We start from the raw sequence: 26,372 nt of genomic DNA, 5'->3' as shown, positions 1-26,372 counted from the left end.
GGGCAGAACGGATGGGACGGACCGGGCGGCCGTCCGGATCGTATGTCCGCGCCGCCCGCGTTCCGGGCTGGCCGGAAGTCTCTCACTCGTACGGTGGAACCAAGCGCGCCCGGGCGGCGTCCATCCGGTCGCATACGGGATTCTCGTTCCAAGGGCTGTTCCAGTGCGCGGCCCTTCTCATGTCGTGCTCCACACCGTGCTCCACGTCGTAGCCGCGCCGTCCGCCATGCCGCCCGCCCCCGCTTCGCGCCGTCCGGGGCCGTGCCGTCGCGGGCCCGCGTGGCGAGTCCCGACGGACGTCGGTGGGGCGGAGCGAACCGAGCGGTCAGGGAAAGGAACGAGCGCCATGCGTGAGAACCCGAAGAGCCCGAAGAGCCGGTCGCAGGAGTCGCAGGAATCGCGGGAGTCGTCCGCCCGGCTGGAAGCGGCCCTGACGGCCGCCGTCGAACACCGCTGGCCGGTGGTGCCCGGCACGGTGCTGCGTGGCGGCCGCTGCTCCTGCGGGGAGCCGGACTGCCCGGTGCCCGGGGCCCATCCGCACGATCCCTCACTACTGGCCGCGACCACGGACGCCCGGATGGTCCGCTGGTGGTGGGAGCGGCAGAGCCCGGACGCGCCGGTGCTGGCCGCGACCGGTTCCGCGGTCTCGGCGGTCAGCCTGCCCGCGGCGGCCGGCGCGCGGGCGCTGGTCTACCTGGGCGCGCTGCGGCTGCCGCTCGGCCCGGTGCTCGCGATGCCGGGCCGCTACGCGCTGTTGGTGGCCCCGTACTCGCTCGACGCCCTGGGCGAGATGCTCGCCCAACTCCCTTGGGTGCCGGGATCGTTGCGCTACCACGGGCCGGGCGGCTTCCTGCCGCTGCCGCCGGGGGGCGGGGCCGTCGGGGTCCCCCCGGCCGGAGGCTGGGGGAGGGTGCGCTGGGTGCTGGCGCCGCGACCGGCCGTGTCCGGCGGGGTCTGGTTGCCGCAGGTCGGGCCGCTGCTGGGGGAGTTGGTGGAGGCGACGGTCCGGCTGGACAGCGGGCGCTCGACGTACTGACGGATCGCCGGTTCGTGCCGGACTCCGGGCCCGGTGGTGCGGGGCGTTCCGGAAAACAAAAGATCCGGCCGCTGGCGACGGGGGATGCACCAGCGGCCGGACTCTTTAGACAGTAACAAGGATCCGCGCTCGCGCCAATTTCCAAGACGCCCTCCAGGCCCGGAAATTGCGCTTCCACGGCGACAATGTGACGCGTATCACCCGGATCCAGCGCGCTTTAGTTCAAGGTGACCTGACGGTTCACCAGGTTGGCGCGGGCGCGCCGCTCCTCGGCGGTCAGCGGGGTCGGGTCGGCGAGGACGGCGGCGAGCCGCTCGCCGAACTCGGCGGCCGGCTTCTCGCAGTCGGTGGCGGTCATGGCGAGCGGGAGGTCCCACACCGGGACGGTCAGGCCGTGCGCGCGGAAGGAGCCCACCAGGCGGGTGTCCGCGCCGAGCGAGGCCTCGCCGGCGGCGTTCAGCCGGGCCAGCGCGTCCAGCAGCTGCTCCTCGGGCACGGTCATCACCCAGCGCAGGTGGTTCTTGTCCGGGGTGCCGCACCAGTACGCGGCGTCGACGCTCGCGAGCTTCTCGGTCGGGATGGCGGAGGCGTTGGCGCGCTCCAGCGAGGCGGCGACCTCGCCGGTGGCGGTCTCGGCGTCCTCCAGCCAGAACTCGAAGCCGGTGTGCACGGTGGGCTCGAACGCGGCGGTGGTGTCCAGCAGGTCCTGCAGGCGGCGGCCGCCCGGCACGGTCCGGCGGGCCGGGACGGGGCTGCCCGGCTCGGTGGCCAGGGCCAGCTCCAGGGCGTCCGCGAGGTCGCGGCTGAGGTCGCCGGAGGAGGACTGGGTCTGCAGGCCCAGCAGGATCGAGCCGTCCGCGCGGCGCAGGGCCGGCCAGGCCAGCGGCAGCACGGTGGCCAGGGTCACCGACGGGACGTCACCCTCAGCGGTCCCGGCCACCCCGGCGGCCAGCGTCAGCGGCACCGTGGCGGCGGGCACCAGCTCGCGCAGCGCGACCCAGTCCGCCTCGCCCGACAGGCCCTCGAACGGGCGGTGCACCAGCTCCTGCACCGCGTGCGAGGCCTCCCGGCCGTGGCAGGCCTTGTAGCGGCGGCCCGAGCCGCAAGGGCAGTCCTCGCGGGCCCCGACCACGGGGATCTCGCCCGTGACGGCGGTGGTGGACTGGCGCTGCGGCGCCTTCTTGGCGGCCTTCTTGCCCATGCTGCGGCTCTCCCGGGGACGGTGGTCCTTTTCACCGGGAAGCCTACTGACGTTCCACCGGCGCGCGGGAACGCGCCGGGGCGGAGGCCATACGCCCGGGTGTCCGTACCTCCGGCTAGGCCCTGGCCGGCCCTACGCGCTGCGGGCGGTGTCACCCCCGGTGCGCCGGGCGTGCCGGGCACGGGCGGGCAGCGCCGCCCAGACCGTCACCTCGCCGGGCGCGTCCCGGACGCCCCAGTCGCTGGCCAGCTGGTCGACGATGGCCAGGCCGCGGCCGCCGCGCGAGGTCAGCGAGGGGCTAGCGGGCAGCGGCCGGGTGGCCGCGCCGCCGTCGGTGACCTCCAGGGTGAGCACGCCGTCGGCGTGGATCTGCCAGCGGACCAGCACGCCGCCGTCCGGCTCGGCCGTACCGTCCTCGTGCTCCCGGCCGCCCGGCGCCGGGTGCGTCCCGGAGGGGACGCCGACCAGCACCTGGTCCACCACCTCGGCCCGGGCGCCGCGGCCCAGGGCGGGCAGCGGGCCGAGCGGACGGGCGTATCGACAGGCGTTGCTCAACAGTTCGGAAAGGATCAGAACAGCATCATCGATGACCGGTTCCGGTATCTGCCGGTCACCCAGATCTCGACGCAGTCGGCGCCGTGCGACCCCGACACTCGCTGGGCCGTGCGGCACTGCCATGGTCGATGAAGTCGGCACTTCACGCGCCACCATCAACGCCACCCCCGGACCTCCTTCAGCGTATGCCGAGGGATGGATGCCCCTTGGTAATGCGTCGGAAACGACCGTCGGAGGATCCCGCGCGCCCATTTCGAGCGGAGCGACTCAGGGTCGACAAGAGGTCATTCCGTGCTCACCCTCCGTCGCCCGAAGGCAAGAATTCCGGCAATAACGTGCGCGGAAGGTTTGACTGCCGACCAGGGGGATCGGGTACGGCGGTGTTCCCGGAGGAGGATCACCGCCCGAGCTGCGCCAGTACCTCGGCGGGCCTGTTGGTGATGATCGCGGACACCCCGAGCTCCAGGCAGAGTTCGACGTCGGCCGGCTCGTCCACCGTCCACACGTGCACCTCGTGGCCCAGCTCGCGCAGCCGGGGCACCAGCTGCGGCTTGGCCTTGATCAGTTCGATGCCCGGGCCGGCGATCCGCGCCCCGCCCGGCAGCGGCTGCCCCGGGCGGAGCCGGCCGAGCAGCGGCAGCATCCGTTCGATCAGGAACACCCGCCGGTAGTCGGGCGCGGCGGCGGCCACCCGGTTCAGCGCGATCGAGGAGAAGCTCATGATCCGGGCGGACGGGCGGTCGCCCTCCCGGACGGTGCCGATCTTGAACCGCTCCAGCGCCCGCAGCAGCTCGGCCTCGACCCGGCCGCGGAAGCGCACCGGGTGTTTGGTCTCGATCGCCAGGTCCACCGGGCGGCCGTAGTCCACCACCAGCTCCAGCAGCCGCTCCAGCCGCAGGACGCCGCGCAGCTCGGGGTCGGTGCTGGGCCGGCCGGTCTTCCAGGCGCCGAAGTCGTACGCCTCCAGCTCGGCCAGCGTCATCGCGGAGACGGTGCCCCGGCCGTCGGAGACCCGGCCGATCCGGCGGTCGTGCACGCAGACCAGGTGGCCGTCGGCCGTCACCCGGACGTCGCACTCGACGGCGTCCGCGCCCTCGTCGAGCGCGCGCCGGTACGCCGCGAGGGTGTGCTCGGGCAGGGCGTGGGAGGAACCGCGGTGGGCGATCACCTGGACGGAGGGCGCGGTGCGCGCCGCCGCCGAGGGCAGGTCTGGGCTGGTCACGGCCCCCACGATAGGGGGCGCGGGTGACGCGGAGGCGAAGACGGTCCCAACCTGCGGGGCCGGCTCCGCCTCCGGGGACTCGGCGGGATCCGGCGGGGACTCAGCCCCGCGCGGTGCGGCGGGTCAGCGGGGTGAGCGCCCAGGTGGCCAGCGCCGGCACCAGGAAGGCGAACAGCGAGGCCGAGGTCCACTGCTGCGGGGTGAAGTGCAGCGCCTCCTGGGCGGAGGTCCAGAAGTCCACCCACCAGTCGGCCACCGCGGTCGGCGCGATGAACTGGTAGACCGCGAAGCCCAGCACCCACGGCAGCAGCATCAGCCAGCGGGACGGCGCCCGCTCGGAGAGGTCCCAGCCGTGCCGGCCGGCGCCGAAGAAGTAGTCCACCGCCAGCACCGCCAGCAGCGGCACGAAGACCGAGCCGATCAGGCCGAGGAAGTTGCTGTAGGTGTCGGTGAACCGGTCGATCCGCAGCGCCAGCACGGTGATCAGCACGCCGATCCCGCCGCTCAGCACCCGGCGGTCCACCCGCGGCAGCAGGTTCTGCAGCGACATCGCCGTCGAGTAGACGTTGGCGAAGGACTGGTCGGTCTCGCGCAGCACCAGCACCAGCAGGAACAGCCAGCCGGCCCAGACGCCGAGGAAGGAGTCGAAGATCCGGTTCGGGTCGCCGTCGGACTGCAGCAGCGCCATCAGACCGAGCACGTAGCACCAGACCTGGGCGACGGTGTAGCCGGAGAAGCTGCCCCAGAACGCCGAGCGCGGGGTGCGCGAGTGCCGGGTGTAGTCGGCGGCCATCGGCACGAAGGAGATCGACACCGCGATCATCGCGTCGGTGGCGCCCAGGAAGCCGTGCCAGTTGCCCGCGCCCGGGTCCGGCACGCCCTGGCGGCCCAGCTGGACGGTGAAGTACACCATCGCCACCGCGACCGCGCCGGCCACGAAGCGGCGCAGCACCGCGATCGAGCCCAGCGGCCAGATCGTCAGCGCGGTGGTCAGCGCGCCCGCGAGCAGCACGAACAGCCAGCGGTAGCCGGTGGTGTGGGCGACGGTCTGCGCGCCCGCCGAGATGGTCAGCAGCTCGAACACGCCCCAGCCGATGCACTGGACGATGTTCAGCACGGTCGGCAGGTAGGACAGCCGGGTGCCGAACAGGCCGCGCAGGTTGGCCATCGCCGGGGCGCCGGTCCGGGCGCCGATCAGCGCGGCCACGCCGAGCATCGCGGTGCCGACCGCCGTACCGGTCACGATCGCGGTCACCGCGGCCGCCAGCGACAGCTCGCTGCCCTTGGCGCCGAGCACGGTGGCGGCGGTGGAGAAGCCGATCAGGCTGACGCCGAGGTTCATCCAGAGCGCGAAGTGGTCCCGGAAGCGCAGGGTGCGCGGCGGCTCGGTGTCCAGGACCAGCGGCGCCTCGACCCGGTGGTCGAGCAGCGCGGTCGCGGTGGGGGCGGGGAAATCCTTGGACGCGGGCGCGCCCGAAGAAGAGGATGGCGAAGCAGGCGGCATGGCCGATACTCCCTACGCCGGCATTACCCGGACAGGTTCCGGCGGTCAGCGCCCCCTCGACGGTCCGCCGGTCACTCGCCTGGCGTACGGTCGACATGCGCACTCTCAGCCTGGTCGGTCCAAGCTCCCGCGTGTCAGTTTGGAGCGACAGGCTAACCGGCACGGGTAAGAACGCCAAAGGCCGGTGGGTGCGCGGTCCGCATCGCGGGACGCCCGGCGGGGGTGGGGAGCCCGGTCGTCGGAGGCGGCTAAGGATTCTTATGAGTTCTTCAGAGGGGTCCTTACGGCAATCGAATCGTCCGTGCGAAAAACTATGGTCCTTGGTTCTGTCAGCTATGGAGGTCGTCCGTGAGCACCGAGCGCGAGGTTGGGCCCACCGGGCCGCAGGGGGAGCAGCCCGCCGGGGCCCCGGAGGCGGCGGCCGCCGTTTCCGACGGCACCGCTCAGGGCGGTCACAAGCCGACGATGGCGTTCAGCCGGGTTCCGGAGCCGGCCGCCGAGCCGGTGGCGAAGCCGGTCGCCGAGTCGGTGGCCGAGCCGACGGCGGCCGACGCCCCGGTCGAGGGCGCGCCCGCCGACAGCGGTCACCAGCCGACCATGGCGTTCAGCCGGGTCCCGGAGCCGGCCGCCCAGCCCGTGGCCCAGCCGGCCGCCCAGCCGGCCGCCCAGCCGGCCGCCGAGGCGGCGGACGCGGCTCCGGCCGAGGGCGGGCACAAGCCCACCGTCGCCTTCACCAAGGTCCCCGCGCCGGAGGCCCCGGCGGCGCCCGCCGTCGAGGAGCCGGCCGTCGACCCGGTCACCGGCTACATCGACGCCCCGCCGCCGGTCCTGCCGCCCGCGCCGCCCGCCGCCCCCGCCCCGGCCGTGGCGCCGGCCGCCCAGGCCCCCGCCCCGGCCGCGCCCGCGCTGCCGCCGGGCGCCCCGGGCACCAACCCGTACGCGACCCCGAGCCACGGCGTGCCCGCCGCCGGCGCCCAGGACGGCTACGGCGTCCCGGCCGCCAACGCGCAGGAGCCGTACGGCGCCCCGGGCGCGGGCGCGCCCGCCGCGCAGGGCCACCACCCCTTCGGTGCCGGCCAGCCGCTCGGCGGCTGGGGCGCCGGCCACGACGCCGGCTCCGGCGGCGCGGGCTACCCCGGCGGGCCGGGCGGCCCGCTCGGCTACCCGGCCGAGTACCCCGGCGGCCCGACCGGCCCCGGCGGCCCCCGCAAGAAGCGCGGCGGCCTGGTGGCCCTGCTCGCGGCCGTCGCGCTGGTCGCCGGCATCGCGGGCGGCGCCATCGGTGTGGTCGCCACCGACCACACCAACAGCAGCTCCTCGGCGGACGACCACCGCAGCACCACCGTCCAGGCCAGCAACACCCAGAGGAACGAGCCCGCCCCCGGCTCGATCGCCGGCATCGCGCAGAAGGCGCTGCCCAGCGTCGTCACCATCAAGGCGCAGGGCAACGGCGAGTCGGGCACCGGCACCGGCTTCGTCTTCGACACCGAGGGCCACATCCTCACCAACAACCACGTGGTCGCGCCGACCCTCACCGGCAGCGGCGGCAAACTGACCGTCAAGTTCGCCGACGGCACCTCCTACAGCGCCTCGGTGCTGGGCCACGCCGAGGGCTACGACGTGGCCGTGGTGAAGATCGACAACCCGCCGAAGAGCAAGCTGGCGCCGCTGCCGCTGGCCGACTCCGACAAGGTCAACGTCGGTGACGCGACCGTGGCGATCGGTGCGCCGTACGGCCTGGAGTCCACCGTCACCAGCGGCATCGTCAGCGCCAAGGACCGCCCGGTCGCCTCCGGCGACGAGACCGGCTCGCAGGCCTCGTACATGAACGCCCTGCAGACCGACGCCTCGATCAACCCCGGCAACTCCGGCGGCCCGCTGCTCGATTCCAGCGGCGCGGTGATCGGCATCAACTCGGCGATCCAGTCCAACGCCTCCGCCAACGGCCGGGCCGGCAGCATCGGCCTGGGCTTCGCCATCCCGATCAACCAGGCCAAGTGGGTCGCGGACACCCTGATCAAGACCGGCAAGCCGGTCTACGCCAAGCTCGACGTGCTGCGCAACGACGACTACAAGGGCGACGGCGCGCAGATCCAGACCAAGGACGTCCAGGGCCAGCCGGCCGTCACCCCCGGCGGCGCGGCCGACAAGGCCGGCCTCAAGCCGGGCGACGTCATCACCAAGCTCGGCGGCGCCCCGATCGAGAACGGCCCCGCCCTGGTCAGCCGGATCTGGACGCACAAGCCGGGCGAGACCGTCGACGTCGAGTACACCCGCAACGGCCAGACCATGACCACCAAGGTCACGCTCGGCCAGCGGGACGGCGATCAGTGACCCCGGTGCACGCGGAATCGTGTGCACCGAACCCCGCCGGACCCGTTAGGCTGACCTCCGCCTGGAGAGCTGCCCGAGCGGCCTAAGGGAACAGTCTTGAAAACTGTCGTGGCGTGACCCGTCACCGTGGGTTCGAATCCCACGCTCTCCGCTGGTAGGGGAACCACACCTGCTCAGGGCGGGTGCCGACATCGTTCGGCACCCGCCCTCGGTGTTTCCCCGCTCGGCCCGTCCGGCGGGCGGGCGCCACGGGCCGCTGGTGCTCGCTGGCGCGTCGGCCTCCCATCTTCCGTGGGTGGAGGCGCTGTTGACGCTGCCGCAGAGAGGCGCCCGCGCTGCGCCGCGCTCCTGACACCCCGGCCGGGCGCCGGGCCCGGCCCGGGGGTGAGGCCCACTTGCCCGCCCCCGGCCCGGCGGGCAGAGTGCGGAGATGGCGGCGGTGCGGTGGCGAGTGGAGGCGGCGATGGGTGATCTGACGGACCGGCTGGCGCAGGGTCTCCCGGCCAGGGCGGTGGTGGTGGATCCGGACGTCACCGCGGCCTACAGCCATGACATGGCGGGCTTCTGCGCCGCCGGTGCGCCCGCCGTGGTGGTGTTCCCGGAGACGGTCGAGCAGGTGCAGCACGTGCTGCGCACCGCCACCGAGCTGCGGGTGCCGGTGGTGCCGCAGGGGGCCCGGACGGGGCTGTCGGGGGCGGCGAACGCGGTCGACGGTTGCATCGTGCTGTCGCTGGTGAAGCTGAACCGGATCCTGGAGATCGACCCGGTGAACCGCGTAGCGGTGGTCGAACCGGGCGTGGTGAACGCCGAACTCGCGCGTGCTGTCGAGGAGTTCGGGCTCTGCTACCCGCCGGACCCGTCCAGCTGGGAGTCCTGCACGATCGGCGGCAACATCGGCACCGGCGCGGGCGGGCTGTGCTGCGTGAAGTACGGCGTCACCAGCGAGTACGTGCTCGGGCTGGACGTGGTGCTGGCGGACGGCCGGCTGCTGTCCACCGGGCGCCGGACGGCCAAGGGGGTGGCCGGCTACGACCTGACCCGGCTGCTGGTCGGCTCGGAGGGGACGCTCGGGGTGGTGGTCCGGGCGGTGCTGTCGCTGCGGCCGGCGCCGGCCCCGCAGCTGGCGCTGGCGGCGGAGTTCCCGAGTGCCGACACCGCCGGTGCGGCGGTCTGCGCGGTGATGGCGAGCGGGCTGACGCCATCGCTGATGGAGCTGATGGACGCGGTGTCCGTCCGGGCCGTCAACGAGTTGGGGCAGATGGGCCTGCCGGAGTCGACCCAGGCGCTGCTGCTGGTGGCCTTCGACGGGCCGGACCGGGAGACCGGGCTGGCGCGGGTCGCGCAGCTGTGCCGGGAGGCCGGGGCGACCGAGGTGGTGCCGGCCGAGGACCAGGCGGAGTCCGATCTGCTGCTGGCGGCCCGGCGGCTGGCGCTGCCCGCGCTGGACCGGCTGGGCACCACGATGATCGACGACGTGGCGGTGCCGCGGTCCCGGCTGGCCGAGATGCTGAACGGCGTCGCGCGGATCGCGGAGCGGCACGCGCTGACCATCGGGGTGGTCAGCCACGCCGGGGACGGCAACACCCACCCGATCGTGATCTTCGACGGCGCGGACCCGGAGCAGGCGAAACGCGCCCAGCGCTCCTTCGACGAGATCATGGCGCTCGGCCTGGAGCTGGGCGGCACGATCACCGGCGAGCACGGGGTTGGGCTGCTCAAGCGGGACTGGCTGGCCCGTGAGCTGGGACCGGTCGGGCTGGACCTGCAGCGGCAGGTGAAGGCGGTCTTCGATCCGCTGGGAATCCTCAATCCGGGCAAGATGGTCTGATTTTCAGAGCAACAGGATTCGTGGTCCCACCACCCTTTCGCCGTCGCTTTCTTGGCCGTATTTTCAGTACGACTTTCCGATGGTCTGCGCATGGCCGGAAAAGTCGACATGGAAGGGTGGCCGAACTTTTCGGGGGCGCGTTCCCTGGAGGCCTGCGCCGGGGTCGTGCGCTCGGTGGTTCGTGCGGCGCCGAAGCGCCGCTTCCCGGGACGTGCAAAGTCGCCGCCGTTCGGGCGAAGTCCCAGCTCAGTGGCGGTGTGTCGGCGCACTGTCCGAATCGGCGCCCGTTATGCGCGGCTCGGGTGGATATCACGCTAACGGGCGAAAACTGCTCCGTCGGCTAGTGCTTTGTCGATTTGTTGCGGAAGTCTGTGACCCGGCGTCGCAGCCCGCAGGAGTTCGTCTGGCCGGCGAACCCCCGCATCCACGCTCGACTAATGCACGATTAACAGCTTATTTGGAGGCTCACATGGCTCGCTTCAACACCCGCCGGGTGTCCGGGACCCTGCTCGCCGCGCCGCTCGCGGCCGGCCTGCTGCTGGTGGGCGCCGGGGCCGCCGCCGCCGACAGCGGCGCGGGTGCCGCGGCCGGTTCCAATGCCGGCGTGGTGTCCAACACCGGCACCGGCAACGTGTTCGGCGGGGTCGACGGCAACTACGTCTCCAACCAGCAGACGGCCACCGGTTCCGGTGCCTCGAACCAGAACAACACCGTCGCGGTGAAGGACAACGCGGGCAACGTCCTGGCCGGCCAGGGGAACAAGAACGTCAACGTCATCTTCGCCCCGATCTTCCGCTGACCGCTTTCGGCACCACCGTCGGCGGGGGCGCCGGAGGTGGGTGGCCGTGGGTGAGCTGAGCACCGTCGAGGGTTCCGAAGGACAAGCGCATTGACCGGCCAGCGGAAAGGGTCGCCGCGAAACCGGCCTCGTGGGCGGTGCCGCCATCGGCACCGCCCACGAGTGTGTCCGGCGCCGGGTCCGGACCCGCGCTCCGGATCAGGACCGGCCGCCGGCTCCCACCGGGTGCGGGCACCGGGTACGGCCACGGGGCCGCGGTCACGGGGCGCGGCCACGGGCGCGCACCCGCGGCGTACCACCCCGCGCGAGCGGCCCGGATCCGTCCAACGAGGGCCCGAGCCCGGAGCCGTCGGTCCACGGCGGTACGGTTGCGCTCCGACAGCGCTCCCACGTGGCCGGGCCCGGAACGGACGGCCCGACCGGGGCGACGACCGCGGCAATCGGAAGGAAGGCGCGCGATGGCGGCGGAGGACGAGGGCCTGACCGGCCCGGACGGGGCCAGGCCCGCACCGGAGCCGCAGCCGGAGGCGTGCCCGGCGCCACTGGACGAGCGCCGGCCCGGACCGCGGTCCGTCCCCGAACTGCTGCTCGGCCGCCCGCCGATGGCCCGCCCGCTGCCCTCCTTCGACCACGAGGCCGCCCCCGCCGAGCCCGGCCCGCTGTTCCTGGACTGGCTCGCCACCGCGCTGGACGCCGGGGTGCTGGACCCGCAGGCCCTCACCCTCTCCACGGTCGACGCCGACGGCATGCCGGACGCCCGGGTGCTGGTGCTGCGCGACGTCGACGCGGCCGGCACCGGCTGGAACTTCTCCGCCGCCGCCGACAGCCCCAAGGGCCGTCAGCTCGCCCACCACCCGGCCGCCGCGCTGTCCGTCTACTGGCCGCAGCTGGGCCGCCAGGTGCGGGTCCGCGGCACCGTCGAGCGGGCCGCCGACCTGGTCGCCGCCGCCGAGTTCGCCACCCGCTCGCCGGCCGCCCGGATCGGCGCGCTGGTCGGCCGGCAGAGCGAGCCGCTGGGCGGGCTGACCGAGTACGACGAGGCGGTGGCGGTCGCCCGGCGCCGGCTGGAGGCCACCCCGGACGCCGTCGCGCCCGGCCACGCGGTCTACACCCTGTGGGCGCACGAGGTGGAGTTCTGGCAGGGCGACGCCCAGCGCCGGCACGTCCGGCTGCGCTACACCCGCACCGGCCCGGTCCGTGCGCCGGAGTGGTCGCGCACCCTGCTCTGGCCGTAAGCGCCGTAAGCGCCGTAAGGGCTGTAAGCCGTCGTACGGGCCGACGTCTGGGGCCGGGCCGGTCAGCGCGGCCTGGTCAGCGCCGCCCGGTCAGCGTGGCCCCCACGCTGGCCGCCACCACGCAGCCGATCCCGGCCAGCTGAGCCGCGCCCAGCAGCTGGCCGAGCACCACCAGCCCGACCAGCGCGCTGACCGCCGGCTCCAGGCTGACCAGCACGCTGAACACCCGCTGGGGCATCCGGCGCAGCGCCGTCATCTCCAGCGCGTACGGGAGCACCGGCAGCAGCAGCGCGACCCCGGCCGCCGAGCCGAGCAGTAGCAGCGGGGAGGCGCCGGGCGCGGTGAGTCCGTCCCAGGCCTGGCCGAGCCCGAACGGCGCGAGGGCCAGCGCGCCGACCGTCATCGACACCGCCAGGCCCTGGAAGCCCTGGAAGGTGGCGCCGACCTTGTCGGTGAACAGGATGTAGACCGCGTAGCAGGCCGCCGCGCCGAAGGCGTACAGCAGGCCGACCGGGTCGAGCGAGCCGCCGCCCTCCCCCTCGCCGAGCAGGGTCAGCAGCAGGACGCCGGCCCCGGCGAGCAGTGCCCAGAGCAGGTGGCTGGCGCGGCGGGCGAAGACCAGGGCGACCGCGAGCGGGCCGAGGAACTCGATGGTCGCGGCGGTGCCCATCGGCAGCCGGTCGATCGCCCCGGCGAACAGGAAGGTCATCCCGGCCGAGGCGACGCCGAGCAGCGAGGCCGCGGCGAGGTCGCGCGGGCGCTTGTCGCGCAGCCTGGGCCGGGTGACGGCGAGCAGGATGACCGCGGCGAAGCCCAGGCGCAGGAAGGTGGTGCCGCTGACCCCGAGCGGGCCGAACAGCGGCTTGGACAGCGCGATGCCGGTCTGCACCAGGAACATCGCGGCCAGACACAGAAGCGGCGCCGGGATTCGCTCCGGGCGCCGCAGGGCCTTGCCGAACCGGCCGGTTCGGCCGGTTCGCACCCCGGGGGGCGCCGCGGAGCCGGGCTCCCCACCTCGTCGCCAGCTGCCCCGCTCGCCGGCAGGCTCGCCCTTGGGGGCGGGCGGCATGGCAAGGGCCTCGGCGACGGCGGCGGCCGAGGTGGGGACAGCGGTTTCGCTGCTGTGGGAGGTGGGCATACTGATGAGTTTGCCGTAAGGAGTGACAAAGCGGCAAGCTCGTTACCGGAATCGGGACGGATGGGGACGGGCGCACCCGAAAGGGTGGAGCCGGAGGGCCCCTGCGGCGTGGTGGACGCGTTCTTCCGATGGTCCGTCAGTATCAAGGCCGGATGCGCTACCTCCGCCCGGCGGCCGTCCTGGCCGCCTCCCTCGTGCTCCTGTTGGCCACCGACGGGACGGGCGTGAGCGCCGAAGCCTCCGCTCCCGCCGCCGTCGCCGTCCCGCGCATCCGCACCGTCACGCTCCCCGACCGGATCGGCCCGCCCCGGTTCCGCGACAACTGGAGCGGCACCGCCTTCGACGCCTGCACCGCGCCCCCGGCCGAGACCCTGCGGGCCTGGCGCGCCGCCTCGCCGTACGGGGCGGTCGGCATCTACGTCAGCGGCTCCCAGCGCGGCTGCGCCCAGCCCCGGCTCACCGCGGACTGGATCCGCCAGGCGCGCGCGGCCGGCTGGCGCTTCCTGCCGGTGCACGTCGGCCTGCAGGCGCCGTGCGCCGACCCGAGCCGCAAGCCCAAGCGGATCGACCCGGCCAAGGCCGTCGAGCAGGGCCGGGACGAGGCCGGCGAGGCCGTGCGCGCGATGCGCTCGCTCGGGCTCGGCACGGGCGGCCCGGTCTACCTGGACATCGAGGCCTACTCGATGCACGACGCCGCCTGCGGGCAGGCCGTGGTCGACTTCGCCCTCGGTTGGACCCAGGCCCTGCACTCGGCGGGCTACCGCTCCGGCCTCTACTCCAGCCTCGACTCCGGCGTCGCCGACCTGGCCGCCGCCGCCCGGGCCGGCAGCTCCCCGCTCCCCGACGCGGTCTGGTACGCCCGCTGGGACGACCACGCCGACACCGCCGGCGCCGGACCGCTCACCCCGGACCTCTGGCCCTCCCACCAGCGCGTCCACCAGTACCGCGGCAACGCCCAGGAGACCTACGCCGGCCAGACTCTCACCATCGACCGCGACCAGGTCGACGGGCCGACCGCCGGCTGACCGCCCGTCGATAGGGTGGCCGCTCATCGAGCACCCAGGGGGCGGCATGACGAACGGCCAGGAACACCCGGGCGCGGCCGGTTACGGCGGCGGCGCACCACGGCAGGACCCGTACGCGCCGAACCCGTACTCGCCGAACCCGTACGCCCAGCCGGTGCCGCCCCAGCAGAACCCGTACGCCCAGCCGGTCCCGCCGCAGCAGCAGCAACCGCAGCAACCACGGCAGCAACCGCAGCCAGCCGTCCAACACCCTTACCCCGCAGCCCAGTTCGCGCCTCAGGTGCAGCCCGCCGGCCCGCTGCCGCGCCGCAACCGCACGGTGGTGCTGCTCCAGTTCCTCCTGCAGTGGATCTACGCCCCGCTCTGGATCCTCGGCCTGGTGGCCGTCTTCGCGATCATCATCGCGGCCGCGATCTTCTCCAACTACGGCGGCGAGGGCCCCAGCTCCGACGGCTGGCTGAGGGTCAACCGCAGCTTCATCCCGCCGCGCCGCCTGCGGGCCGAGCTCACCGGCCGCCCCGAGGACTGGGAGCGCTACGTCACCCCGGTCCTGCGCCGCCGCATCGCCGCCGCCGAGGCGAACCACGCGGCCGGCGGCGGCGAGGTGCAGCTCGACCTCGGCCGCGAGGTGTCCGTCGGACTCGCGGTGCGGCTGTACCGGGGCCTCGGCGCGGACGGCGTGGCCCGCATCGCCGAGCGGTTCGGCTGGCAGGGGGCGCCGTCCGGCACCGACGCGGAGCGGGTCCGGCTGGTCCGCCGGTTCGCCGCCCCGGCCTCGGTGGGCGCGCCCTCCCCGCAGGATCCGCCGGCGGCCCCCGGCACCCCGTGGGGGCCGCAGCCGGGCCGGTTCGCGCCGCTGCTGCCGGTCATCTTCCTGCTCCAGCTGGTCTACGCCCCGGTGTACGGCCTGCTCACCTTCTGGGTGGACCGCCCCGAGCCCGACTACTGGGAGCGCTGGGGCGCCCGCTGGACGGTCGGCCCGCGCGCCTTCCGAGCCGAGTTCACCGGCAGCCCCGCCGCCTGGGACCGGCACGTCCGCCGGATCCTCAAGCGCGACGCCACCCGCGAGCTGGGCCGCACCGCCGACAGCTACGGCCGGCTGCTCGCCCCGGACGGAACCTTCCTGCGCCGCATCCGGCTGCACCGCGCCACCTACCGCGGCGCCGGCGCCCAGCGGGCCCTGCGGATCGCCGCCGAGCAGGGCTGGGTCCTCGACCCGGCGTACGCCCCCGACCCGGCGAACTCGCTGCGCCTCTGCCGCCCCGACCACCGCTGAGCCCCCCCCGCGGGAGTAACCGAGGGAGGCAGCGGTCGAGCTACCGGGGTAGGTGCCGGGGGAGGAACCGGGCGAATCCGTGATCCGTGCAACGGGGCCGGGATACTGACAGCAGGCGGACGGAACGGCACAATCGGGCACGTCCGCGCGCATTACCGCCCGGTAGGTGTGCCGCGGGAGTCGCCAGTGCCGCCAGGTCGAGGAGGACCCGTGTTCAGCACGATGCAGGACGTACCACTCACCGTCACCCGAATCCTGGAGCACGGATCCACGGTCCACGCCCGTTCGACCGTCACCACCTGGGACGCCACCGGGCCGGTGGTCCGGACCTACGCCGAGGTGGGCGCCCGCGCCGCGCAGCTCGCCCACGCGCTGCGCGACGAGCTCGGCGTCACGGGGGACGACCGGGTGGCGACGCTGATGTGGAACAACGACTTCCACTTGGAGGCGTACCTCGCCGTCCCCGCGATGGGCGCCGTGCTGCACACCCTGAACCTGCGACTGCCCGCCCAGCAGCTCTCCTTCATCATCGACCACGCAGCCGACCGCGTGATCATCGTCAACGGCAGCGTGCTGCCGCTGCTCGCCGCCGTGCTGCCGGCCCTCGCACCCACGCTGAAGCACATCGTGGTGGCCGGCCCGGGCGACCGTTCGCCGCTGGCCGGCTTCGCGGGCGGCGTGCACGACTACGAGGAGCTGATCGCCGGGCGGCCCACCGACTACCCGTGGCAGCGGGACATGGACGAGCGCCAGGCCGCCGTGCTCTGCTACACCTCCGGCACCACCGGCGACCCGAAGGGCGTGCTCTACAGCCACCGGTCGATCTACCTGCACTGCATGCAGGTCAACACCGGCGACAACTTCGCCTTCACCCCGCGCGACACCGCGCTGCCGGTGGTCCCGATGTTCCACGTGAACGCCTGGGGCATCCCGCACGCCGCCTTCATGTCCGGCGCCAACCTGCTCATGCCGGATCGTTTCCTCCAGCCCAAGCCGATGGCCGAGATGATCGCCGCCGTCCGGCCCACCGTCAGCGCCGCCGTCCCCACCATCTGGAGCGGCCTGCTGGACGAGCTGGACGCGGGCGACTACGACACCTCCAGCCTGCGCATGGTGGTCATCGGCGGCAGCGCCTGCCCGCCCTCGCTGATGAAGGCCTACGACGAGCGCCACGGCATCCGGGTGCTGCACGCCTGGGGCATGACCGAGACCTCCCCGCTCGGCTCCTTCGCCCAGCCGCCCGGCGGCCTCACGCCCGAGGAGGAGTGGCCGTACCGGATCACCCAGGGTCTCTTCCCGGCCTCCGTCGAGGCCCGGCTGATCGGCCCGGGCGGCGAGCGGATGCCGCACGACGGCGTCGCCGCCGGCGAGTTGGAGGTGCGCGGTCCGTGGATCGCCGCGGCCTACTACGGCGGCGCCGGGCAGGATCCGCTCCGCCCGGAGGACAAGTTCTCCGAGGACGGCTGGCTGCGCACCGGCGACGTCGGCACCATCACCGCCGACGGCTACCTGACCCTCACCGACCGGGCCAAGGACGTCATCAAGTCGGGCGGGGAGTGGATCTCGTCCGTCGAGCTGGAGAACGCCCTGATGGGCCACCCCGAGGTGGCCGAGGCCGCCGTGGTCGCGGTGCCGGACGAGAAGTGGGGCGAGCGCCCGCTGGCCACCGTGGTGCTGCGCCCGGGCGCGACCGCCGGGCTGAAGGAGCTGCGGGCCTTCCTGGCCGAGCGGATCGCCTCCTGGCAGCTGCCGGAGCGCTGGGCGATCGTCGAGTCCGTCCCGAAGACCTCGGTCGGCAAGTTCGACAAGAAGGTGATCCGGGCCAGCTACGCGGCCGACGAGCTGGACGTCACCACGCTCGGCAAGGAGTAGCGGACACGGCGGAGGGCCGGCCCGGTACCGGGCCGGCCCTCCGCCGTGTCTCCGTGTCTCCGTGTCTCCGTGTCTCCGTGTCTCCGGGCGATCGGCCCGCCGTGCTCCGGCCTCAGCCCGCGGCGGCGACGCCCGCCTCGCCCATCGCGCCGACCCGCCCGAGCAGGTCGACGATCCGGGACTGGACGTCCTCGCTGGTCGAGCGCTCGGCGAGGAAGAGCACCGCCTCGCCGGTGCGCAGCCGGGGCAGCTCGCGCGGGTCGAGGTCGACCGAGGTGTAGACCACCAGCGGGGTGCGGTGCAGCCGGTCGTTGGCGCGCAGCCAGTCCAGCAGGCCGATCCGGCGGCGGCGGATCTGGAACAGGTCCATCACCACCAGGTTGGGCTGCACGCTGCTGGCCCGGGCGACGGCGTCGTTCTCGTCCACCGCGTGCTCGACGTGCATGCCGCGCCGCTCCAGGCTGCTGATCATGGCGGCGGCGATGTCCGGGTCGCCCTCCACCAGCAGCACCCGCGGCGCGTGGTGCTCGCCGTCGCGCGGGGCGAGGGCACGCAGCAGAACGGCCGGGTCGGCGCCGTACGCGGCGTCCCGGGTGGCCTGGCCGAGGCCGGCGGTGACCAGCACCGGGACCCTGCTGTTGAGCGCCGCGGTGCGCAGCGACTGCAGCGCGGTGCGGGTGATCGGGCTGGTCAGCGGGTCGACGAAGAGCGCCGCCGGGAAGGCGTTCGCCTGGGCGTCCACCTCCTCGCGGGAGCGGACGATCACCGGCAGGTAGCCGCGCGACTGGAGGGCCTGGTTGGTGGCCGGGTCCGGCTCGGGCCAGACCAGCAGCCGGCGGGTGTTGGCCAGTTCGCCGGACCCGGTCGGCGACTGCTCGGCGTCGGGCCGGTCGCTCCGGGCGGGCGGCAGTTCGGCCATCGGGCGCGGTACGGCCGGCGGCTGCGCCGGGGCGCCGACCGGGGCGCCGACCGGCCGTGGCGGCGCGAGCTCGGCCAGTCCGCTGCCGACCGGGCGCGGGGCGTGCTGCTCCTCGGCGGCGGGCAGCGCGGGCCGGGCGGGCTCCAGCGCGCCGCCGCCGGCCTGCGGGGCCGGGGGGGCGTCCGGTGCTGCGGGGCCGGGTGGTACGGAGAGCCGCCGGCGGCGGCCGGTCGGCATGGTGGCGGGCTCGGCCGGGGCGGGGGCCGGACCGGCGGGCAGGGCGTGCTCCAGGCCGGGGTACACCGGGGCCTCTCCCACTCCGGGCAGCGCGAAGCCGCCCGAGGAGTCCTCGGCGGAGGGCAGCGCGCGGCGTCTGCGCGGCTTGGCCTCGCCGCCGTCCTCAGCGGGGGGCGCGGCGGGGGTCGCGCCGGGCTCCCCGGCCGTGGGGGCGGGGCCGAGCGCGAGCGGTTCGCGGCCGGCGGGCCGGTTCTGCTGCGGGCGTCCGCCCTCGACGGGCACGGCGTAGGCGGGGCCGGAGCGGCCGTCGTCCTTGCCCCACGGGTCGCGCTGGGCGGCTTCCGGGGCGCTCGGGCCGCGGCGGCCGTACGCGGGGTCGTTGCCGGTGCCGTTCCACTGCTCGGGGACGGCCCGTTCGACCCGCGCGGGGGCGTTCGGCCACTGGTCGGCCGGGGTGGCGGGGGAGGGCTCGGGGGCCGGGTTCTCGGCGGCGGGCCGGCCGCGGCGGCCGCGGCGCTCGGCCGGGGGCTCCTCGGCGGGGGCCCGCTCCGGCGCGGCGGCCTCGCGGGCGGGCTGCCCCTCGGCGGCGGCCGCCGGGGTGTCGGGGGCGGCCGTGGTGGCGGTCCTGCTCGCGGTGGACTCGGCGGTCTCGCCGCTGCTGGGCAGCTGCGGGATGCCCGGCAGTTCGGGCAGGACGGCGCTGTCGCTCTCCTTGGGCCGGTCCGAGCGGCCCTCGGCGGCGGCGCGTTCGGCGGCGGCCTTCGCAGCGGCCGGGTCCAGCGGCAGCTCGACCACGTACGTGGTGCCGGCCTTGCCGGGCAGCTCGTGCGGCTGGAGCACGCCGCCGTGGCGCTCGACCACCGCGCGGGCTATCGGCAGGTGGACGGGGCTGCCGCCGACGCCGGGGCCGCGGATCTCGACCCGGGCGACGTCGCCGCGCTGGGCGGCGGCCAGCACGACGGTCGGCGGTTCGGCGGGCGCGGTCGGCGCGGGCGGGTTGCCCAGGCCGGGCACCGACAGTCCGGGGACGGCCAGGCCGGGGGAGGGGGCGGTGGGGGCGTCCAGACCGAGGCCGGCGCCGCTGACGTCGGCGACCAGGTGGGCCAGCGCCTGGGCGAGCCGGCGCTCGTCGGCGATCACCTCGACCGCGGCGGCGTGCACCGAGAAGCGCACCCGGCCCGGGCCGACCAGCTCGCCCGCCTGCTCAACGGCCCGGCGCACCACCTTGTCCAGGCCGACCGGCACCTGTCGGGCGGCCTGGGGCCCGCTCTTGGCGTCCTTGCCGTCCTTGGCGTCCTTCGTGCCCTTGGCGGCGGACTCCTTGGCGTCCTTGCCCTCGGCCGGGCCGGCCTCCCCGGCCTCGGCGCGCTGGTGCTCCAGCACGTCGTCGATCAGCTTGCCGAACCGGCGGCACTCGTCGGCGAGTCGGCGCAGGGTCCAGTTGGCCTCCGGCCAGAGCTGCCCGGCCGGGTCGGCGGCGAGGGTGTCCAGCCGCTGGTTGAGCGCGCTCAGCGCGCCGCCGAGCTCGTCCTCCAGGACGGCGGTGAGCTGCTCGTTGCGGGCGATCAGGGCGAGTTCGCGGCTGCGGTCGGTGAAGGTCATCACCGCGCCGACCAACTGGTCGCCGTCCCGGACCGGGGCGGTGGTGAGGTCGACGGTGACCGGCCGGCCGTCCTTGCGCCACAGCACGGTGCCGCGCACCCGGTGCTTGCGTCCGGAGGTCAGGGTGTCCAGCAGTGCGGACTCCTCCAGCGCCAGCGGGGTGCCGTCGGCCCGGGAGTGCTGGATCAGCGGGTGCAGCTCGCGCCCGCCCAGCTCGCTCGCCCGGTACTCCAGGATGTGCGCGGCGGCCGGGTTGACCAGCACGCAGCGGCCCTCGAGGTCGACCCCGAGCACGCCCTCGGCGGCGGCCCGCAGGATCATCTCGGTCTGCTTGTGCTGGCGGCGCAGCTCGGCCTCGACGCCGAGCCGGCCGGAGAGGTCGCGGACCAGCAGCAGGAGCAGGTCGGAGGACGAGGAGGCGCGCGCGCCCTCGCGGTACGGCTCGTACGGGGAGCGCCCGTAGCCGTCGCCGCCGTCGGTGGCGAAGTCGTTGCCGGAGACCTCGACCGGGAAGGTCGTGCCGTCGGTGCGGTGGGCGGTCATCCGGACCGGGCGGTCCAGGGCGTCGCCGTCGCGGGTGGCCGGCCGCATCGAGCCGGGGATCCGGCTGGGGTCGAACTCGGGTAGGAGTCCGAGCACGCCCATGCCGACCAGCGAGGTGCCGGGCGCCTGTAGCGCCTGGACCGCCGCGCTGTTGGCGTCCACCACCGTGCCGTTGCTGTTCACCAGCAACAACGCGTCGGGCAGGGCGTCGAGTATGGCGTCGAGGCGAGCAGCGCCTCGGATCGGCCTGCTGCTCACGTCGACAGGTCTCCTCGGCTCAGGGCAGCTCCTCCGGAGTCGGCAGTATCTCATTCTTCTTTGCGGCGGGGACGACCCGCCTAGTAACGTGGGCGGTGGTTGGTGCCGAGCCCCACGGTTGTGGCATCATCACTGACACACGGAACGGGTCCGCAGCGCGCGGGCGTGGTCCATGTGGGGAGGCTTCGCCTAGTCCGGTCTATGGCGCCGCACTGCTAATGCGGTTTCGGGGTTATTCCTGATCGAGGGTTCAAATCCCTCAGCCTCCGCAGCCCGGGGAGCCCCGTCGACGATCTCGTCGGCGGGGCTCTTCGCATGTCCGGGGCGTGATCGTCGGCCGGGCCGGAGCAGGCCGGGAGCCGGGTCGCCGCAGGCCGGAGGGGTCGGATCAATCGATTTCGTCCTGCGTCGCAGGTCATGTAATGTTGTCCACGCAACGCCCCGGGGGCCACGGTTCACCAGGGCGAGCGCTCATAGCTCAACGGATAGAGCACTTGACTACGGATCAAGAGGTTGCAGGTTCGAATCCTGCTGAGCGCACCAACCTTCGCAAGATCGGGTCCGCCCGTTCCTTGCGCTCATAGCTCAACGGATAGAGCACTTGACTACGGATCAAGAGGTTGCAGGTTCGAATCCTGCTGAGCGCACCATCGAGAAGCCCCCGGCCACCGGCCGGGGGCTTCTCCGTTTTCCCGGCCCCCGCCCTGGCCCGTTGTGGCGACGGTCACCCCAGGTCGGTCCGGTTGATCCAGGGCACGTCCCGGTGGTCCAGGAACCAGTCCGAGCTGGTCAGCGGCCGGGCCCGGTTGAAGGTGGCCGGCACCGGATCGTGGCGGACCAGCCCGGGGGCGGCGCCCAGGGCGAGGACCAGTCCGGCGAGTTCGGCGACCAGCTCCGGCGGGCCGGAGAGGTGGACCTCCCAGCCGGTGAAGTCGCCGTGCCCGTGCAGGGTCCGCCGCAGCAGCGCGGTGGTGCCGTCGGGGCCCGCCGACCGGTCGGGGACGGCGGTCAGCACCCGCAGCCGGGGGTTGCGGGTGAGCAGTCGCCGTACGGTGTCCAGGTCGTACTGCCCGGCCGCCGAGCGGGCCGCCAGCAGGACGGTCGCCTCCCGCTCCGGCTGCCCGGCGGTGAGCTGCTCCAGCAGCGCCTTGGTCTGCCCCCAGCCGCTGCCGGCGGCGACCAGCAGCAGCGGCCGGTCCGGGGCGTCGGCGAGCACGGCCTCGCCGAGCGGCGGTCCGAGCCGCAGCAGTTCGCCGGGCATCACGTCCTCCACCAGGACGGGGCTGAGCAGTCCGCCGGGCACCCGCCGTACGTGCAGTTCCAGGCTGCCGTCCGGGCGCGGCGCGTTGGCGAGCGAGTACGGCCGCCAGACCCGGGGCGCCCGGGGGCTGCTGAGGGTGAGGTACTGGCCGGCCGTGAAGGGGTACGGGCGCATCGGCGCCAGGGTGAGCACGATCAGGTCGGGGGCGGCCCGGCGTCGGGTGGCGACCTCGGCCTCCCACCAGGCCGGGTGGTGCTCCGGGAGTTCGTCGGCGGCGCCGGTCATGATCCCGGCGATCAGGGCGTAGGCCTCGGTCCAGGCCCGTTCGGTCTCCGGCGTCCAGGAGTGGCCGGAGCACTGCCGCAGCGCGGCGATCAGGCTGGCGCCGACGGCGGGGTAGTGCTCGGGCGCGGCCTGGAACTTCCGGTGGTCGCGCCCGAGCGCCCGGAGGTACTCGGTGAGCCGCTCGGGCTCGTCCAGCCGCAGCACGATCCGGGTGAGCGCGGCGAACAGCCGGTCCCGCTGCTCGTGCAGCTGGGCGGGGAAGAGCGCCCGCAGGCCGGGGTTGTGGCTGAACAGGTGGGTGTAGAAGAAGGTGGTCAGGTGGTCGGCCCGGCGCTCGACGACGGCGAAGCTGGCGCGGACGACCGCGGGGTCGAAGGCCACCGGACGCCCCCGGCTAGGCCGACCGGGCTTCGGTGAGCGCCGCGGCCATGGTGTCGCTGACCACCGCGTAGACGGCGGTCCAGGCGGCCTCGGCCTCCGGGGTCCACTCGTCGCCGGCGTAGTGGGCCAGGGTGGCGAGCAGGCTCGCGCCGACGGCCGGGAAGTGCTCCACCAACGCGCCGTACCCGGCGTGCCGCGCGCCGAGGCCGCGGAGCAGCCCGAGCACGGTGCCGGTGTCCTCGAGGTGGGTGACGAGCGCGCCGAGGGCGGTGAACAGCCGGTCCCGCTGTTCGTCCAGGTGCTCGGCGAAGAGGGGGCGGAGAGCGGGATCGTGCTCGAACAGATGCCGGTAGAAGTATTCGGTGACGACGGGGCCGTGGGGCTCTACGGCCGCGAAACTGCGCTTCACGAGTACGGGGTCCATAGTCACGGGTCCCGACTCTACTGACCGGGTGGCCAATTCGAACAGAGTTACCCGATGAATGGTCAGGTACCGGACGCTGGTGCCCGCCTGATCAGCCGGAATTCCCCCTCCTCCGCCATTCGGGTGGGCTCGGCCGTTCGCGCGGGATCCATTACCGCCTAATGGATGAAATGCAGCCGATTCGGGTACATCCCGTCCTGCCGCCCGGATGACCGCCAAACGGGTAGGACGCGGCCAAAAGCCCAGGTGTCGCAGTATGACCGGTCCGGGGTCGTGATTCCGTTTTTGTCGGATCTTGTGCCCAGACTGCCCGCCACCCCGGCAGCCGACCGTGAAGGAGAGCCGGATGAGCCGACAGTTCCCCCGCACAGCTGCCGCCCTGGCCGTTCTCACGGCCGGGGCGCTGACCGGTTGGAACGCCCCGCTCTCGGTGGCCCAGCAGTCCCCTGACGCCTGGTCGGGCGAGCACCGGGCGGTGCTGCCGTCCGGGCTCGCCGTCCAGCTCGACCTCACCGGCGCGGACGGCACGGCCGTCACCGCCGAGCCCGGCCGGCTGGCCGACCGTTCCGGCGGGGGGCGTTCCACCGCGGTCTACGCGGACGGGAAGCGCCCCGGGGACGCCGCCCAGACCTTCGCCCTCACCCCCGACCAGCCGCGGACGGACGGTACCTGGCGCACCGTCGGAACCCTCCGGGTCGGCTTCTCCCGGCCGGTCCGCAACCCCCGGCTGCACCTCAGCGGACTGGCCGCGGTCGCCACCGGGACGTCCGGCACCACCAGCACCGCCGCCCGACTGACCCTCACCGGCGGATCGCCCGCTGCCCCCACCCTGGTCGGGCGCACCGACTGGCCCGGCTGGACGGTCGACGGCGGCTCCCTCGCCCCCGCCGGGAGCGACGGCAGCACCGACGGCGCCGCCGGCTCAGCCGCCGAAGGCACCCTGGAACTCGCCGGGACGGTCCGCACCGCGGAGTTCCGGGTCGAGCAGCGCTCCACCGCGCGGGGCGGGAGCACCACCGCCCCGCCGCTCCTGCGCCAGGCCTACACCGTCACCGTGGACGAGGACCTCGGCACCGCGCCGCAGGCCTACGGCAACGCCTCGCACGTGGTCTCCGACCTGTTCCTGGGCGCCGACGCGACCTCCCCGCCGCGCCGGGACCGGAGCCGGCCCGGCGGCAGCACGGGCGACGAGCCGCTGGTCGAGCTGGACCACGGCGCGGTCCGGCGCGGCAACCCCTTCGCCAGCACGGCCGCCGGCCCGCCGCCGCCCAAGCTCCAGCCCGGCCGCAGCGAGTACCAGGGCGCCGACCCGTCGATCGGCTTCCCCGACCAGGCCGCCATCGGCCGCTACTACCGGGTCACCGTCCCGGTGGCGGTGGGCGACCAGCCCGCCACCCTGGCCGGCTGGATCGACTTCGACCACAGCGGCCGCTTCGACCCCGCCGACCGGGTGCAGACCGAGATCCCGGCCGGCGCCGACACCGCGACCCTGGAGTGGACCGTCCCGGCCGGCGCCGCCTCCGGCGAGACCTGGGCCCGGCTGCGGCTCGGCCGCGACACCAGCCAGCTCGTCCCCTCCGGCGGCTTCGCCGACTCGGGGGAGGTCACCGACCAGCGGATCAAGCTGGCCGTCGGTGCCGCCCGGCCCGAGATCGCCGAGCCCGTCGACGGCACCGTGCTGGCCGAGGCCCGCCCGCACATCCGCGGCGAGGGCGCCGTCGCGGGCGCCTCGGTGGAGGTCCGGGACGGCGACGCGACGCTCTGCCGGGCCAAGGTCGAACGCGGCGGCGACTGGTCCTGCCGCCCCGGCAGCGCGCTCGCGGCCGGGCCGCACGCCCTCACCCCGGTGGAGACCACCAGCGGGGGCGTGGTGCTGCGCGGCGAGCCGGCCAAGGTCACCGTGAAGACCACGCCGCCGACCGCCCCCGTGCTCACCCTCCCCGCGTACACCAACGATCCCGGGCTGCAGCTCACCGGCACCGGCGAGGCCGGCAGCACCGTCTCGGTCACCGACCGGTCCACCACCTCCGAACTGTGCAGCAGCGCCGTCCGGACCGCCGGCGAGTGGTCCTGCCTGCCGGTCGAGAACCTGGCGGACGGCAGCCACCAGCTCACCCCGGTCGCCGTCGACGCCGCCGGGAACCGGACGTCCGGGCAGCCGGTCGCCCTGGTCGTGGACACCGTGCCGCCGGACAAGCCGGTGCTCAACTCCCCGGCCGCCGGCGAGGTGCTGCGGACCGGCCGGCCGAAGCTCACCGGGCGGGCCGAACCCGGCGCGAACGTGCTGGTCACGGCGGCTCCGGCGGCAGGCTCCGGCGACCGTACGGTGCTCTGCGGGGCCACGGCGGCGCTGGACGGGAGCTGGAGCTGCACCGCCAACCGGGACCTGGCGGACGGGGAGCAGTGGCTGACGGTCACGGTGACCGACCGGGCGGGGAACGGGACTTCGGCGGATCCGGTGCGGGTGCGGGTGCAGGCGGTCGTGGCGCCCGGTCCGGCGGCCTCTTCGAGCCCGGTGGCTTCGGCGACCGCATCTGCGACCGCGGCCGCGTCGGCGTCGGCCTCGGTTTCGGCCTCGGCCTCGGCGCCGGTCAGTGCAACGCCCGGTGCCACGGTGTCCGTTGGGGCGAGTGTGAGTCCGAGCGCGAGCCCGAGTGCCGGTCCGAGTGCGACGGCGTCGGTGGGAGCCTCGCCGAGACCCTCCGGTGCGACGGCGGCGCCCTCGGTGGTGCCCTCGACGGCGCCCACGGTCGGGGTCGGGTCGCCGAGCCCGACCGAGGTCCCGGCGCTCCGGCCGATCCCGCCGGGGCTGCTGCCGATCGTCGTTCCGCCGGCCGTACCGCCGGTGGTCGGGGCTCCGGCGAAGCCCTCGGCGCCGGTGCCGCCGGTGCCGTCCGTCCCTGCGACTCCTGCCGTTCCGACGCCCTCCACCGCCCCCGGCTCCTCGGGCCGTCCGACGGTCCCGTTCGTTCCCGCCGTCTCCGCCCCGCCGCCCGGCGGTGCCGCCCCGTCCCCGGGCGTCCCGTCGACCGTCGCGGCCGAGCCGCTGTCGGCCGCTGACCGGGGCGAACCCCGGACGGGCGGGGCCGTCGTCCGTCCGCTGCCCGCACCCCCGATCGAGGGGGCGGCGGCCGGCCGGCCCCGGGAGGCCCGCTGGCACGGCCTGCTCGCCGGGGTGCTGCTGGTGCTCGCCGGGATCGGGCTGATCACCCGTCGGGTGTTCGCCCGTGGATCCGGTGCCCGACGGCGCTGACCTGCGCCGAACCGTCCCTACCGTCCGCTCATGTGCCTGCGCGTCAGGTCAGCTGTGGCGATTCGTCAGTAAATGTCGACACACCTCGGCTCAAATGTCGCATTTGATGACGTATGAACTTAGCCTGACTCTGGCACTGCCCGTCAGATCCGGGCCGCCCGTTGCGCGACACACCAGACCCAGA

17 protein-coding genes and 4 tRNA genes are annotated in these 26,372 nt (G+C 74.6%); 13 read left to right on the top strand and 8 right to left on the bottom strand.

The features are described 5' to 3' along the window. The first annotated feature begins 346 nt into the window (after nt 1-346). Entirely contained in the window at nt 347-1,036 is a 690-nt protein-coding gene (locus tag ACZ47G_RS03455) for a bifunctional DNA primase/polymerase (protein WP_465739745.1), read from the top strand. 217 nt (nt 1,037-1,253) lie between these two features. On the opposite strand, the gene ACZ47G_RS03450 is transcribed toward ACZ47G_RS03455, so the two are convergent. From ACZ47G_RS03450 to ACZ47G_RS03435, 4 genes are all read right to left on the bottom strand, one after another. Continuing rightward, complete coding sequence (locus ACZ47G_RS03450; RefSeq protein ID WP_465739744.1) at nt 1,254-2,237, bottom strand: DUF5926 family protein; 984 nt, start codon at nt 2,235-2,237, stop codon at nt 1,254-1,256. A gap of 132 nt (nt 2,238-2,369) precedes the next feature. Then, entirely contained in the window at nt 2,370-2,792 is a 423-nt protein-coding gene (locus ACZ47G_RS03445; protein ID WP_465739743.1) for an ATP-binding protein, read from the bottom strand. A gap of 397 nt (nt 2,793-3,189) precedes the next feature. Further along, a complete protein-coding gene (locus tag ACZ47G_RS03440; RefSeq protein WP_465739741.1) occupies nt 3,190-4,014 on the bottom strand; it encodes a glycerophosphodiester phosphodiesterase family protein in 825 nt (274 codons plus the stop codon). 100 nt (nt 4,015-4,114) lie between these two features. Continuing rightward, a complete protein-coding gene (locus tag ACZ47G_RS03435) occupies nt 4,115-5,518 on the bottom strand; it encodes a purine-cytosine permease family protein (protein WP_465739740.1) in 1,404 nt (467 codons plus the stop codon). Nucleotides 5,519-5,866: 348 nt separating this feature from the next. On the opposite strand from ACZ47G_RS03435, the gene ACZ47G_RS03430 reads away from it, so the two are divergent. From ACZ47G_RS03430 to ACZ47G_RS03410, 5 genes are all read left to right on the top strand, one after another. Then, nucleotides 5,867-7,852: a S1C family serine protease gene (locus ACZ47G_RS03430; RefSeq protein WP_465739739.1), complete on the top strand. Its 1,986-nt coding sequence runs from the start codon at nt 5,867-5,869 to the stop codon at nt 7,850-7,852. A 63-nt stretch (nt 7,853-7,915) separates the two neighbouring features. Beyond that, nucleotides 7,916-8,003, top strand: a tRNA-Ser gene (locus ACZ47G_RS03425). A gap of 312 nt (nt 8,004-8,315) precedes the next feature. After that, a complete protein-coding gene (locus ACZ47G_RS03420; protein ID WP_465739738.1) occupies nt 8,316-9,680 on the top strand; it encodes an FAD-binding oxidoreductase in 1,365 nt (454 codons plus the stop codon). Nucleotides 9,681-10,149: 469 nt separating this feature from the next. After that, complete coding sequence (locus tag ACZ47G_RS03415) at nt 10,150-10,479, top strand: hypothetical protein (protein WP_465739737.1); 330 nt, start codon at nt 10,150-10,152, stop codon at nt 10,477-10,479. Between the two features lie 458 nt (nt 10,480-10,937). Then, complete coding sequence (locus ACZ47G_RS03410; protein ID WP_465739736.1) at nt 10,938-11,714, top strand: pyridoxine/pyridoxamine 5'-phosphate oxidase; 777 nt, start codon at nt 10,938-10,940, stop codon at nt 11,712-11,714. A gap of 76 nt (nt 11,715-11,790) precedes the next feature. On the opposite strand, the gene ACZ47G_RS03405 is transcribed toward ACZ47G_RS03410, so the two are convergent. Further along, on the bottom strand, nt 11,791-12,852 hold the full coding sequence (locus ACZ47G_RS03405) for an EamA family transporter (RefSeq protein WP_465739735.1): 1,062 nt from the start codon (nt 12,850-12,852) through the stop codon (nt 11,791-11,793). A 152-nt stretch (nt 12,853-13,004) separates the two neighbouring features. On the opposite strand from ACZ47G_RS03405, the gene ACZ47G_RS03400 reads away from it, so the two are divergent. The 3 genes from ACZ47G_RS03400 (at nt 13,005) to ACZ47G_RS03390 (ending at nt 17,025) form a co-directional block, all read left to right on the top strand. Beyond that, the gene (locus ACZ47G_RS03400) at nt 13,005-13,877 is read left to right on the top strand and encodes a DUF1906 domain-containing protein (protein ID WP_465739734.1); all 873 of its coding nucleotides are present in this window, start codon (nt 13,005-13,007) and stop codon (nt 13,875-13,877) included. A gap of 46 nt (nt 13,878-13,923) precedes the next feature. After that, the gene (locus ACZ47G_RS03395; RefSeq protein WP_465739733.1) at nt 13,924-15,153 is read left to right on the top strand and encodes a hypothetical protein; all 1,230 of its coding nucleotides are present in this window, start codon (nt 13,924-13,926) and stop codon (nt 15,151-15,153) included. A gap of 210 nt (nt 15,154-15,363) precedes the next feature. Continuing rightward, nucleotides 15,364-17,025, top strand: coding sequence for a long-chain fatty acid--CoA ligase (locus ACZ47G_RS03390; protein ID WP_465739732.1), 1,662 nt, complete (start codon nt 15,364-15,366; stop codon nt 17,023-17,025). 112 nt (nt 17,026-17,137) lie between these two features. On the opposite strand, the gene ACZ47G_RS03385 is transcribed toward ACZ47G_RS03390, so the two are convergent. Beyond that, nucleotides 17,138-20,584 (bottom strand): PAS domain-containing protein, encoded by a 3,447-nt coding sequence (locus ACZ47G_RS03385; RefSeq protein WP_465739731.1) that lies wholly within the window; start codon nt 20,582-20,584, stop codon nt 17,138-17,140. A gap of 178 nt (nt 20,585-20,762) precedes the next feature. Between ACZ47G_RS03385 and ACZ47G_RS03380 the strand changes: the two genes are divergently transcribed. From ACZ47G_RS03380 to ACZ47G_RS03370, 3 genes are all read left to right on the top strand, one after another. Next, nucleotides 20,763-20,853, top strand: a tRNA-Ser gene (locus tag ACZ47G_RS03380). Nucleotides 20,854-21,051: 198 nt separating this feature from the next. Then, nucleotides 21,052-21,127: transfer RNA gene (locus tag ACZ47G_RS03375), tRNA-Arg, on the top strand. 31 nt (nt 21,128-21,158) lie between these two features. Next, nucleotides 21,159-21,234 (top strand) — tRNA-Arg (locus tag ACZ47G_RS03370). Nucleotides 21,235-21,308: 74 nt separating this feature from the next. On the opposite strand, the gene ACZ47G_RS03365 is transcribed toward ACZ47G_RS03370, so the two are convergent. After that, complete coding sequence (locus ACZ47G_RS03365; protein ID WP_465739730.1) at nt 21,309-22,511, bottom strand: globin domain-containing protein; 1,203 nt, start codon at nt 22,509-22,511, stop codon at nt 21,309-21,311. A gap of 13 nt (nt 22,512-22,524) precedes the next feature. Then, nucleotides 22,525-22,935, bottom strand: coding sequence for a globin domain-containing protein (locus ACZ47G_RS03360; protein WP_465740026.1), 411 nt, complete (start codon nt 22,933-22,935; stop codon nt 22,525-22,527). 346 nt (nt 22,936-23,281) lie between these two features. Between ACZ47G_RS03360 and ACZ47G_RS03355 the strand changes: the two genes are divergently transcribed. Beyond that, nucleotides 23,282-26,188: an Ig-like domain-containing protein gene (locus ACZ47G_RS03355; protein WP_465739729.1), complete on the top strand. Its 2,907-nt coding sequence runs from the start codon at nt 23,282-23,284 to the stop codon at nt 26,186-26,188. Nucleotides 26,189-26,372: the final 184 nt, after the last annotated feature.

This window comes from Kitasatospora sp. NPDC030952, from assembly GCF_055571335.1.
Note: the sequence above shows the minus strand (reverse complement) of the source record. Positions and strands in the feature narration are given on the sequence as shown.

Coding starts and splice junctions, on each gene's coding strand:
- ACZ47G_RS03395 (WP_465739733.1), top strand. CDS start 13,924: ATGACGAACGGCCAGGAACACCCGGGCGCGGCCGGTTACGGCGGCGGC.
- ACZ47G_RS03450 (WP_465739744.1), bottom strand. CDS start 2,237: ATGGGCAAGAAGGCCGCCAAGAAGGCGCCGCAGCGCCAGTCCACCACC.
- ACZ47G_RS03405 (WP_465739735.1), bottom strand. CDS start 12,852: ATGCCCACCTCCCACAGCAGCGAAACCGCTGTCCCCACCTCGGCCGCC.
- ACZ47G_RS03355 (WP_465739729.1), top strand. CDS start 23,282: ATGAGCCGACAGTTCCCCCGCACAGCTGCCGCCCTGGCCGTTCTCACG.
- ACZ47G_RS03435 (WP_465739740.1), bottom strand. CDS start 5,518: ATGCCGCCTGCTTCGCCATCCTCTTCTTCGGGCGCGCCCGCGTCCAAG.
- ACZ47G_RS03360 (WP_465740026.1), bottom strand. CDS start 22,935: ATGGACCCCGTACTCGTGAAGCGCAGTTTCGCGGCCGTAGAGCCCCAC.
- ACZ47G_RS03415 (WP_465739737.1), top strand. CDS start 10,150: ATGGCTCGCTTCAACACCCGCCGGGTGTCCGGGACCCTGCTCGCCGCG.
- ACZ47G_RS03400 (WP_465739734.1), top strand. CDS start 13,005: ATGCGCTACCTCCGCCCGGCGGCCGTCCTGGCCGCCTCCCTCGTGCTC.
- ACZ47G_RS03410 (WP_465739736.1), top strand. CDS start 10,938: ATGGCGGCGGAGGACGAGGGCCTGACCGGCCCGGACGGGGCCAGGCCC.
- ACZ47G_RS03420 (WP_465739738.1), top strand. CDS start 8,316: ATGGGTGATCTGACGGACCGGCTGGCGCAGGGTCTCCCGGCCAGGGCG.
- ACZ47G_RS03455 (WP_465739745.1), top strand. CDS start 347: ATGCGTGAGAACCCGAAGAGCCCGAAGAGCCGGTCGCAGGAGTCGCAG.